7 protein-coding genes are annotated in these 12,538 nt (G+C 33.0%); 6 read left to right on the forward strand and 1 reads right to left on the reverse strand.

Features of this window, described 5'->3' with window-relative positions; genetic code table 11:
• The first annotated feature begins 185 nt into the window (after positions 1-185).
• The 6 genes from ACY2IJ_RS14575 (at position 186) to ACY2IJ_RS14600 (ending at position 11,500) form a co-directional block, all read left to right on the forward strand.
• Positions 186-2,882: a PQQ-binding-like beta-propeller repeat protein gene (locus ACY2IJ_RS14575; protein ID WP_476725046.1), complete on the forward strand. Its 2,697-nt coding sequence runs from the start codon at positions 186-188 to the stop codon at positions 2,880-2,882.
• A gap of 9 nt (positions 2,883-2,891) precedes the next feature.
• Positions 2,892-3,788 carry a sialate O-acetylesterase gene (locus ACY2IJ_RS14580; protein WP_476725047.1) on the forward strand — a complete coding sequence of 299 codons (897 nt, stop codon included), beginning with the start codon at positions 2,892-2,894 and terminating at the stop codon, positions 3,786-3,788.
• A gap of 2 nt (positions 3,789-3,790) precedes the next feature.
• Complete coding sequence (locus tag ACY2IJ_RS14585; protein ID WP_476725048.1) at positions 3,791-5,302, forward strand: sulfatase; 1,512 nt, start codon at positions 3,791-3,793, stop codon at positions 5,300-5,302.
• Between the two features lie 169 nt (positions 5,303-5,471).
• Positions 5,472-6,902, forward strand: coding sequence for an arylsulfatase (locus ACY2IJ_RS14590; protein ID WP_476725049.1), 1,431 nt, complete (start codon positions 5,472-5,474; stop codon positions 6,900-6,902).
• Between the two features lie 11 nt (positions 6,903-6,913).
• A complete protein-coding gene (locus ACY2IJ_RS14595) occupies positions 6,914-9,955 on the forward strand; it encodes a glycoside hydrolase family 2 TIM barrel-domain containing protein (protein ID WP_476725050.1) in 3,042 nt (1,013 codons plus the stop codon).
• A gap of 246 nt (positions 9,956-10,201) precedes the next feature.
• Positions 10,202-11,500 carry a hypothetical protein gene (locus ACY2IJ_RS14600; RefSeq protein ID WP_476725051.1) on the forward strand — a complete coding sequence of 433 codons (1,299 nt, stop codon included), beginning with the start codon at positions 10,202-10,204 and terminating at the stop codon, positions 11,498-11,500.
• A gap of 101 nt (positions 11,501-11,601) precedes the next feature.
• Here the strand turns inward: ACY2IJ_RS14600 and ACY2IJ_RS14605 are convergent, their stop codons facing one another.
• Positions 11,602-12,507, reverse strand: coding sequence for a 3-keto-disaccharide hydrolase (locus tag ACY2IJ_RS14605; protein ID WP_476725052.1), 906 nt, complete (start codon positions 12,505-12,507; stop codon positions 11,602-11,604).
• Positions 12,508-12,538: the final 31 nt, after the last annotated feature.

Raw genomic sequence — 12,538 nt, forward strand, 5'->3', positions numbered from 1 at the left:
AAGAAATATTATAGTGTTCCATAGCACAGAAATCATTATGGTTTCTGTGCTTTTTTGCTTTTAATTGTAAAATTCTTAAAAAAATACACCACAAGACATTTTATGGATGTCTGAATACAAACAAAGTTAAACAAAAAGGAATATTAGCTGTCTTAAAGTAATACAGATATAAATCAATTTAACGTATGAAAAAAAATCAAGTAATAAAATCTTTAAGATTTTTGAGTTGCATAGTTACACTAACATTGTGTAATAAAGCAGCCTATGCAATTGCAAAAACAACAAATTTTTCTACCAAGGAAACTACGGTTAGAAATGCAGTAGTAGGAACAGTAAACAATAAAGAAGTTTTGTATGTTTCTAGTTTAAGTGATGGAGTAGGTTGTTATACTTTGGATGGTAAAAAAATATGGAATACAAACATTGAAACACCAGCAGTTATTTTTGAAATTGTAACTGCAGATGTTGATGGAGACCATAATGACGATTTATTAGCTGCTTCTGCCAATGGAACTGTTTATTGTTGGGGGAGTAGTGGAAAATTGTTATGGAAATTTACAGCAAATCATAAAGTTCGTTTTTCTGAAGTAGCTGTTGTAAACAACGGAAAAACACAAATTTTTGCAGGAGGGAATGACTCTTATTTGTACGAATTAAATGCACAAGGTAAATTGGTAGGTACTACTAAAATAGAAGGAGTTGTTCGTAAAATTGAAGCAGGGAATTTTATAAACAAACAACAACAAGACCTGTTTGTAATGACTTATTCTCACGACAAATTCCGTTGGGATTTTATGGGGATTATAGATGCTACTACCAAAAAGACAGTCCAAAGTTTAGATTATAAAAAATCTAAAAACAAAGACTTAAGCAAAGCCATGATTACAGATTTAGAAATAGCAGATTTGAACAAAGATGGTTTGTCTGATATTTTATTTTTTGGAGATGTTAATTGGATTCCAGTTGTTGTTGGACTTGATGCAAATTTTAATGTAATTACAGCATACAAAGGAACTAGAAAAGATATTCAGAGATATGCCAATACCAAAGGAACTTGTTTACTACCAATAAAAGACGAAATAGCATTTCAATTTGGTGGGTTTATTCATAGAGTAGATCTTACAGGTAAATTGATAGAGAAAATAGGAACTAGATACGCAAATGAACATGAAATTGTATACAGTGATTTTGTGTTAGCCCCGCAATCAGAACAACTAATTACTGCAGGTGAGGTAGATGGTGGAAATGGAGTTTATGCGTTTAATCTTAAAAAATCTTCTTGGTTGTCTACCAATCATCGTTTAGAAGGAACCATGGCACAAGTAAAAGAAAATTTAGACTTGCTATATCAGCAAATTTTAGATTTTAAAATGCCTAGTTATCAGAAAAAATCTGATGAATCATGGGTTATGGTAACAAGTAAAAAAATAGATGGTAAGGTTCAAAAATTAAAAGGAAATGAAGTTGAATTTGTCATTCAAAGAGCACCAAAAGAAGGTACAGATAGAGCTCCTTTGGTAGCTAAAATAGGAAAAACAGCTTTAAAAAAAGACAAAAGAGGAAAATACCAAGACTCTAGAAAAGCTATTGTAAACATGGCCAAAGAATATGAAAAAAAGGGACAACATTTTACCTTTTGGGCTGGTCATGGAAACGATCCTTTTTACATTCAAATAGAAACTCTAGAGCAAATTTTAGAAGCAGCACCTACAACTTGTAGAGGTTTTGTATATGCTGAAATGGACAATGTAGATGATCCTAGAGTGCAACATTTTGTAAGAGAATATGTGCCTAGATTGGCAAAAGCTATTCGTAAAAATAAAAATAGAGCCAAATTATATTTTAGATATAAAAATACTTTTTGGGGATTAACCAACAAATTACCACTATGGCAAGAATTGTTTTTTTCTAATAAATACAACGATATTTTAGCTCCTGCATCAGAAGATACAAGCAACAGAACACAAGACATTAACCTTACGGGTAGAGTAGGAATGTTTGTAGCTGGTTATGTAGATGATTTTGCCATGCGTTTGATTGATGACAATCCAACAAGTTGGAGACCTTTAAGTCCAGGAGGACAAAAATCGATATCTCCTTATTTAAGACAAGGAGTAATGATGGCTGCTTATGGAGCAAAACATGGTGTGGTTGCAGATAATAATTTTATAGAAGAACCAGGATTAAATATTTTATTCGGATTGATGAAGTCTGGAGCGTTGCCAATTGTTAAAAAAGAGAACATTATGTCAATAGGTTCTTGGCATTTAATTAAAGAGGTAGATGCTCATTTAATTCATTCCATAGACAGTCATCACTCTTTAAAACAATACAAGCCTACTGATACCGAAGACCTGTTTTCTGTTACTCAAATGCATTGGGCAGGAACTGATATTCCGGCTCACGATTATTCTAAAATTGCTTTAGGGGTAGATTATAGATGGTTGAATTATATGCCTGTAATGCCAAACGGAATGGTACCAATAGCTCCAATAGAATATGCAAAAGAATTGGAAAAAAGTAAAATACCTTATAGTGTAAGTAATGGTTCTAAAGGAATTTCTAACGGAAATTTAGTGGCCGCAAAAACATACATGAGTGAGTTTAAAGATATTTTAGCCAAAGGAAAGTCACAATTACCAATTGTAGTCAATGGTGCATCTTGGAGTGCTGTTAGAATCGATAAAAATCACGTTCGTGTTATATTGGTAGATCCAGGATATATTGAACCAAAAGATAGAGAAGTAGAAATTACATTTCATGGAAACAAACCTAAAACAGCCATGGATATTTTATCAAAAGAACAAGTAAAAATTTCTAACGGAAAAATACAAACAAAAGTATTAGCAGGTTCTTTGCAATTTATAGACTTAACTTATTAAAAAATAAATATGAACAGAATTGTAGTATTAATAACCCTTACATTTTTAATAGGATGTAAGGGGATCAACCTAAAAAATAATAAAAACGTTAAGCCAAATAAAGTACAGGTTGTTCTTTTAGCAGGACAATCTAATATGGCCGGAGGTGGAAATTATGAAGAGTTAGAGGACTCCTATAAAGAGAGAATTAAAAAAGTAGCAAATAGAGTATGGGTTAGTCAATCAAACACACTTCAAAAACCTTTAAGTTTTTACAAAAACAAACCTAGCGAAAAATACAATTTTGAGCAGCGTTTTGGTCCTGAGTTATTTGTGGGCTTAACATTGGCAGAGCAACATCCAAATCAAGAGTTTTTGTTAATAAAAGAAGCCAAAGGGGGAACGGCTCTTTATGGTGCATGGAACCCAAATTGGTCTCAAGAAACGTCTAAACTTATAGAAAAAGGAAGTAAAAAACAAAGTTGGAACCTTTGCCAAATTCATATAAACAGCATTCAAGAAAATCTAAGAATTTTAAAAGAGAAAGGAAAGGATTATGAAATTATAGGAATGGTGTGGATGCAAGGAGAAAATGATGGTTTGTTGGATGTAGCTGCAGATTCTTATGATCAAAATTTAGAAGCCTTAATTCAAAAATATAGAAAAGAATTTTCGGTAAAAGAAATGCCTTTTGTATATGGACAAATTAATTCAAGATATGGTGTGGAAAACGGAGCAAAGCGTGTTAGAAATGCTATGGAACGTGTAGATAAAAAGGTGAAGAATACGGTAATGATTAAAACAAAAGAAGGTTTGCCTTGGACAGATTACCCTAAACATAAAGACAATGTGCATTACAACACAGAAGGACAAAAAAAATTGGGAATTGCTTTTGCAAACGCATTGATTAAATTAAATAACAAATAAAAATGATGAAGTTAACAAAATTAATTGTTTGTTTTATAATGGTTCATTTTATAGGATTATCTCAAAACAAACCCAACGTATTATTTATAGCAATAGACGATCTTAACGATTGGATAGAACCCTTAGAAGGAAACAAGCAAGCCATAACTCCTAACATGGATAAGTTTACTAAAAAAGGTGCAATGGTGTTTAATAATGCTGTTTGTGCTGCTCCAATTTGTGGGCCTTCAAGGTCTGCAATTTTATCAGGTTTTTTACCAAGCACTTCGGGTGTTTATGGTAACGCACATGATATGGTATATTCAGATGTGGTAAAGAAAAATGCTACATTACCAGAATACTTTTCAAAAAACGGATATCATACTTTGTCTAATGGAAAAATATTTCACAAGCATGGTACTAAAAATGGATTAACAGATTTTGGAGCATGGGCTTATGATGAGTTTGCAAGAGGTAGAAGGTATAACAATGATAAAGCAAATCCTAAGTTTTTAACTTCTTCTAAAGCAGGAATAATCAATGGTCAAAAAAGTAATGATTTTAAAGACAAACGTAGCAAATTAAGTTGGGGACCTACCAAAGATACTTTTGAAGAAACCGTAGATTATGCTGTGGCAGATTGGGCAACCAAACAATTGCAAAGAGATTTTGATAAGCCTTTCTTTATGTCGGTAGGTTTTATAAAACCACATTTACCTTGGTTTGTACCTAAAGAGTTTTTTGATATGTATGATGTTGATAAAATAGATGGCATTATTATAAAAGAAAATGATTTAGAAGATATTACCAATGCTCAAGGAAAACAAATATTCAAACCTTCTGGTGAGTACAACTGGATAAAAAAACACAACTTAGGAAAACAAGCTACAAGAGCATATTTAGCTAATATTTCTTTTGTAGATAAGTGCTTGGGAATGGTCATGGATGCTTTGGAAAAAAGCGGACACGCAGACAATACCATTGTTATGATATGGGGAGACCATGGTTGGCACTTGGGAGAAAAATTGCGATATCTTAAAAATACGCTGTGGGCAGAAGCGGTTAAACCTCCTTTAATGGTACGATTGCCAGGAATGAACAAAACGTTGTATTGTGAAAAACCTGTTAGTTTGTTAGATATGTATCCTACCTTGGTAAACCTTTGTGATTTGCCTAAAAAGAAAAATATTGAGGGACATGATTTTTCTACATTGTTAAAAAATCCAAAAGCAAAATGGGAATATCCTGGAGTTACAATTTCATCCAGTGGTACTTCGGTTTTAACAGAAGATTATCATTACATTCAATATACATCTGGTGTCGAAGAATTATATGATGTAAATAAAGACCCAAGAGAATGGGAAAATTTAGCTCATAACAAATCGTATAAAAACACAATAAATGAGTTGAAAAAATGGGTGCCTAAACAAAGAACACCTGCCAAAAAGGAGCATTATCCAAAGCCTAAAAATTATGTAGATGCAGATCAGGACCCAACCATAAAACAACACAGAAAATTAAGCGAATTGCAATAAGTAAATTTAGAATTCATTAAAAAACCTAAGCGAAAGTTTAGGTTTTTGTCATAGTAGTGTTTCTTGTTGTATGGATAAGATTTAAAGAGACAAAGTATAAACTTACACATACATAGTACACAATGGCTTTTAAGAACTTCGTAAGTAGTATAAGATTAATAATTAGTAAATGAAAAAAATAAATATAATAGCAGTAGCCCTGCTAGGGCTGGTTGCTTGTAAAACGTCCAAAACAAAAAAAGAAACGCATCAAACAAAACCTAATATCATCTACATTTTAGCTGATGATTTGGGAATTGGTGATTTAGGTGTGTATGGTCAGCAAAAAATTAGCACACCCAATATTGATGCATTAGCTGTAAACGGAATCAAATTTACTCAACATTATAGTGGAGCTGCTGTGTGTGCTCCTTCAAGATCTTCTTTAATGACAGGGCAACATACAGGTCACACACCCATTAGAGGAAATATGGAAGATAAAATACACGGAGGTCAAATTCCTTTACCAGCAAATTCTATTACCATTGCCGAGATGTTAAAAGAAGTAGGATATACAACAGGTATGTTTGGTAAGTGGGGATTGGGTTTTGGAGAAGGAGACCCCAACAAACAAGGATTTGATGAGTTTTATGGTTATAACGATCAAAAATTAGCTCATAGATATTATCCACCTTATTTAAATCACAATCAAGAAAGAGATTCTTTAAAAGGAAATGATTGGACACAGACTGCTGTATATGCTCAAGATAAAATTCAAGAAAAAACATTAAAGTTTATAGAAGATAATAAGAACAAGCCTTTTTTTGCATACGTACCCATAGTTTTACCTCACGCAGAATTAATATCTCCTAAAGATTCTATTTTACAAAAATACATAGGTAAGTTTGATGAGGTTCCTTATAAAGACCATCCTTATTCATCGGACTATGGACCTAATATTGTTGAATATAAATACTGTACACAAGAAACACCATATGCTGTATATGCTTCTATGGTAACAAGAATGGATGCTTATGTTGGTCAAATAGTTTCTAAATTAGAAGAATTGGGAATTGATGAAAATACCATCGTAATGTTTACTAGCGATAATGGAGCTCATAATGCAGGAGGTGCCAATCCAAAGTTTTTTAATAGTACAGCTGGTTTAAGAGGAATTAAAAGAGACTTGTACGAGGGTGGAATTAGAACTCCATTTATTGCTTATTGGCCTAACACTATAAAGGCAGGTTCGGTTTCAAATCATGTTTCTGCTTTTTGGGATGTAATGCCTACGTTGGCAGATGTAGTAGGGGTTGAAACTCCAAAACAAAGCGACGGTATTTCTTTTTTACCTACACTGCTTGGTAAAAATGAACAGAATACACATAAATATATGTATTGGGAATACAATGTAAAAGGAGGAAGAAAAGCAGTACGTATAGGAAAATGGAAAGGTGTTATATACAAGGTTAGCAATCAGAAGTCTAAAATTGAATTGTACAATTTAGAAAAAGATGAATATGAAACAATCAACGTAGCTAAACATCATCCTGAAGTTGTTGCAGAGATAAAAACAATTATGAATAACGCTAGAACTAAAAGTTCCTTTTTTGAATTTTAAAAACAATGATCATGAAATATTTAAAATTAATTATAATTCTGTTTTTTTCATTTTCAGGAATGTCCCAAGAACATATCAACTTTGATAAAGGTTGGAAATTTATTCAAAAAGATGTTGTTGGAGCAGAAAAAGTAAATTATCAAGATGCCAATTGGAGACAGCTAAATTTACCTCATGATTGGAGTATAGAAGGGGAATATAAAGAAACACATCCTATGGGAGATCAGTGTGGATATTTGCCTGCTGGTTTTGGATGGTATCGTAAAACAATTACGGTTCCTAAAGAATGGAAAAATAAACACGTAGAAATTGCTTTTGAAGGGGTTTTTATGAACAGCACCGTTTGGGCAAATGGAGTAAAGTTGGGAGAAAGACCTTACGGATGGATTTCTTTTGCATATGATGTAAGTGAAATTATTAAAAATTCAGAAACCATAACGTTTGCAGTTCGTGTAGACAATAGCAAGCAACCATCGGCCAGATGGTATACGGGTAGCGGAATTTACTCACACGTTTGGATGGATGTTAAAAATCCAACACATATTGTAAGAGATGGGGTATTTGTAAAAACCAAAGGAAACAAAGTGATGGTAACTACAGAAATAGAAACCAAAAACGTTTCTAAAAAGCAAAAAGCAATATTAAGAACGGCTATTATAGATGCAGATGGAAATCGATTGACGGAAAATAAGCTTAAAACAAAAACAGCATCAGAAGTAGAGGTGTTAAATCATGAATTTTCCATTCAAAATCCAAAGTTATGGAGCCCAGAACAGCCTTACTTGTATACGTTGGTTTCCGAAGTTGTGGTAAAAGGTAAGGTAGTAGATGTCGTAAAAACGCGTTTTGGGGTAAGAGATATTGAGTGGAAAGCAGAAACAGGTATGTGGCTAAACGGAAAAAATGTAAAGTTGCAAGGGGTTTGTAATCATCAAGATGCTGGAGCTTTAGGAGCTGCAGTTCCTGATAAAATTGTCAGGTTTAGGATTCAGCAATTAAAAGATATGGGGGTCAATGCCATTCGTACTGCTCACAACCCACAAACTCCAATTTTTTATGATTTGTGTGATGAAATGGGAATGATTGTAATGGATGAAATTTTTGACGGATGGGTAAGAAAAGCACCTCACGATTATGGAGCACATAGTTTTGAGGAATGGTGGCAAAAAGATATTACAGATTGGATTCGTAGAGATCGAAATCATCCATCGGTTTTTATTTATAGTGTTGGGAATGAAACCAGAGGTGAAGTAGCCAAAGATTTGGTAGCACTTTGTCATTCTTTAGATGCTACACGTCCTGTTACTTCAGGACACTCAGGTTCCGAACATATGGATGTCTTTGGTGTAAATGGACATAGTGAGAAAAAAGGTTTTTTTGATCATTTAAAAGAAGAAAGTGACGGTAAAGTTTTTATAGGAACTGAAAATACACATACATGGCAAATTAGAGGTTTTTATAGAACGCAAACTTGGTTTAGAGATGGATATCCTAGTGAACGTCAAAAACCTTATGAATGTCCAGACTTAACTCCTAAAGAGGTTTTTACTCACGATTGGATTGATGCAACAGAACGATCTAACGAAAAACAACGTTTTAGATCTAGTTACGACAATGCAATGGTTCGATTGACCTCACGTAGAAACATTCAACAAATACGAGACATTCCTAACCATGCAGGTTCTTTTAGATGGACAGGTTACGATTATATTGGAGAAGCAAAATACCAAGGAGGATGGCCCTTTAAATCTTTTATGGGAGGAGCGATAGACATGGCTAATTTTGAAAAAGATTTGTTTTACCTATATCAAAGTCAGTGGACTACCAAACCTATGGTACATATTTTACCACATTGGACACATCCAAAAGTAGAAATAGGAACAGAAATTCCAGTATGGGTGTATTCTAATTGCGATGAGGTAGAATTGTTTTTTGACGGAACCTCTTTAGGAAAAGACATTCCAGGTAAAAATTGGGATGAAATGCAATGCGATTGGATGGTGAAATGGCAACCAGGTACGTTAAAGGCTGTAGGTTATAAAAATGGGAGAATTGTTGCAGAGCAAGTAATAAGAACTGCAAACACTCCAACGCAAATTGAGTTGTCTGTAGACGGAGCTAACTTAGAAGATAAAGAAGGAGATTTGGTTCAGGTTCGTGTAACGACTAAAGATGCTAAGGGAGAGTTTTATCCGTATGGAGAAAACAGAACCTATTTTAAGGTGTTAGGATCTGGTAGAATTAAATCATTAGACAATGGAAGTCCTGTGGATGTGGAGCAACATGTGGGGCCTAATCACAGAAAAGCATTTTATGGTTTAACACGTGCTTATATAGAGTCTACAGATTCTAAAGGAGACATATCTTTAGTAGCTGCTTGTATTTTAGGAGAAAAAAGATTGATTACTTCTAAAAAGGTAAGTATTGATACAGATATTATCAATCTAAGAGGAAAAAATCAAAAAGCAGATCTAAAGATTTATTATACTACAAATGGGGATAAACCTACGAGAACATCAACATTGTATACTTCTAGTTTTGAGGTAGAATTAGGTACTACTGTAAAAGCTTTGTTAGTGTTAAATGGAAAACCTATTCAGATATTAGAAGAGCGTTTTGCTAAAAATGAAGGTTTTACTTGGAATAAGGAAGAAGATGTAGAAATTGCAGGAGAACAAGCTGAAGAAGCTAAGTTGCATGAAGCAGAAGCGGTTAAAAACGGAGCAAAGTTTAAAGGAAAAGGTTTTGTGAAGTTAAAGAATGTAAAAGGAGCTTCTGTTGAATGGTACTATGAAAATGATGGAGGTACAGGTGCAGCAGCTATGTTTGTACGTTATAGTGGAATTGCAAAAGATGCTTTTGGAACTTTTGTAAAAGTAACCGTAAATGGAAGGGTTGTAAACGAAAAATTGTTTTTAAGAAATACCAGAAATCACTTTAAATCTTGGAACAAAGTAAAGGTTCCAATCTTTTTATTAAGAGGAGCAAACACTATTAAAATAGAAACTGTAGATGCTAGAGGTGTAGGTATTGATGAAATTTTAATTCAATAACAAAAGAAAGATCAATTATTTTAAAAGCTCTCTTATACAAAATAAGAGAGCTTTTTTGTGCATAAAATAGCTTGGTTTCGCATTAATTAAGGTGGTGGACTTTGAGTTGTTAGGAATTAAAAACGGGTAGAAATCTTTATAAAGACTAAAAAAAAATGTACCCTAGTAGACAAATAATAAATTTCATAAGACATCTTTTTTCTGATGTCCTTGTATTTTAGGTTTATCGATAAAAACTATAAAAACATGAGAATTATTGGACTTTTACTTTTTAGTGCTTCTATTTTTTTAGCATGCTCAAAAAAATCTGTTGAAACTTTTGAACAAGAACAAGAGGAAGAGGTACAACAAGAACAAATAACTACAAATGAACCCGAAAAAGTATTTGTAGAATCTGATTTTTATAAAGCTCCTACAACTTATTCAGTCATCAAAAATCTAGTTGAGGATTACGGTGTCGATAATTCTTTTGATACAGATGATAGTAATTTACTTCAAATAGCCATTAATGATATACATTCACTAGGAGGAGGAAAACTTATTATACCAGAAGGGAATTATTCTTTTGCAGAAATCAAACTAAAATCCAATGTGCATATTGTTATAAGTCACAAAGCAGTATTAAGACCTTCGTTAAGAGGTGACGATAGAAATTTTAAAATATTTAGCTTTGCCAGAGATCAAGATAAAGTAGAAAATGTTAGTATTACTTCGGATGCAGAAAACAAAAAGTTTACGGTAGATTTAAGGTTTGGAGACAATAGAAACGTAGGTGTGTTTGGCTTTGGTTACACCGAAAATTTTTTAATATCTGGAGTTTATATTTTAGATAAATTGACTGTTTTTTCATCTTTTACTTTTGGAATTTCTGAGTATAACGGCGATTGGAAATTTTCTAAAAATGGTGTTGTTAAAAATGCCGTTACCGAAGGAGCTCACTACGGCTATGGATTGGTACAAGCACAAGCGTTACAAAATGTATTGTTTAAAAATATTGACGGAGAAGGAGGAGTAACCCTACGATTGGAAACTGGAGAAAAACAAATGAACAACCTACAAATAGGGGGAGTGTTTGATATTTATGGTGATCAAATTTCTTGTGCCAACGGAAATGCAGCAGCTATGATTTCTCCTCATGCAATGCATTGTGGTAAAGTTTATTTGCAAAATATTTATTCTAAAAGTAGTGGATTTGCTGTAAGAATAGGTGATGGATTTGTGTCAAAAAAATATACAACTCCAGGATTAAAAAACGGAACTTTTGAAAGTGTTGAGTTAAGAAATGTACATGCAGACTTTGGAAACAACGCACAGTTAAAGTCCAAACATTACAAATACATGCCTTGTGAGCTAAGAGATCAAATTGGCACAACTCCCATTGACCAAGAAGGAACAAGTTTCAATGGTCCATCTGTTGCAGGAGTTTTAAGTACTGCAAACTATCCTATTGTTTTTAATCAAAAAGCAATAATTGCCAAGGGGTTTGTAGCAGGTTACGAGTATGTAGATGATAGTGATGCTATTGAGAATTGTGAACAGAAATAATTAGAAAACAAAATAAATATACAAATGAAATTTTAATTCAATAATATTTTATTTGCTATATATTTGGTAAAAGCCCTCCAAAAAAGGAGGGCTTTTTTATTTTAATATTCGCACTTGCTAAGGTCGTTTTTAACATAGTAAGATTTGTAATTTTTAGCTTTAGGATCTTTACAACCACATAAATCTAACAGTTGAATGTTTTTAAAATCTATAGGATGACTTTCTGCTTGTAAAGCAATATATCCTTCCGATAAAATGTCTCCATCTTTATTGTTCCAATCATCAGGGTTCATTCCCCATTTTTTCCATTGCTCTCCTTTGTATTGTTTGTTTGGTTTTGTAGCACCAATTTGTGGTTTTTTAAATTGTAATACAGTATCGTTTTCTACAATAAATGTAACAGATTCTCCACCTAAAACAATAGCTTCTGCATGTACCCACTGGTCTCCATTATAAGTTTTAGAGTTAGAAGAAATGCAGTGTTTAAAATTAAGAGTATCTCCCATAACAACAGCAGTACCAGGAGTACAAACATTAGCCGTTGTGCGTTTTTCATTGTCAGACAATCCACCTAGCAATTGCAATTCAATAGAAACAGGAAAGTTTTGTGCTTTTAAATTACTTTCTGCAGACTGAGAATGTAGCATAATACCACTATTTCTATTGTTCCCTTTTTTACCACCTTTGGTTTGTTTTCCTACAAATCTATAATCAAAAGCCAGCTTGTAATATGAATAAGGTTTTTGATAATACAAATGACCGAATTTGTTGTCAAAATCATCGTAATTATCATATTTAACTCGCAGCATATTGTTTTCTACAACAAAAGTGTTTTTGTAATTTTCATTCAGTTCTAATCCAGATATTTTTGAGGTCCAACCAGATAAATCTTTTCCATTAAATAAGGAAATCCAATTTTCTACAGAATCTTGTTTGTTAGTTTTAGTAGTGCAAGACTGTAAAACAAAAAGACTAAATAGAAAAAGGTAAATAGGTTTAAAATGCATAATTTTTTGGTTTATAGTTAAGGTTTAAAGA

Source organism: Wenyingzhuangia gracilariae, from assembly GCF_056387575.1.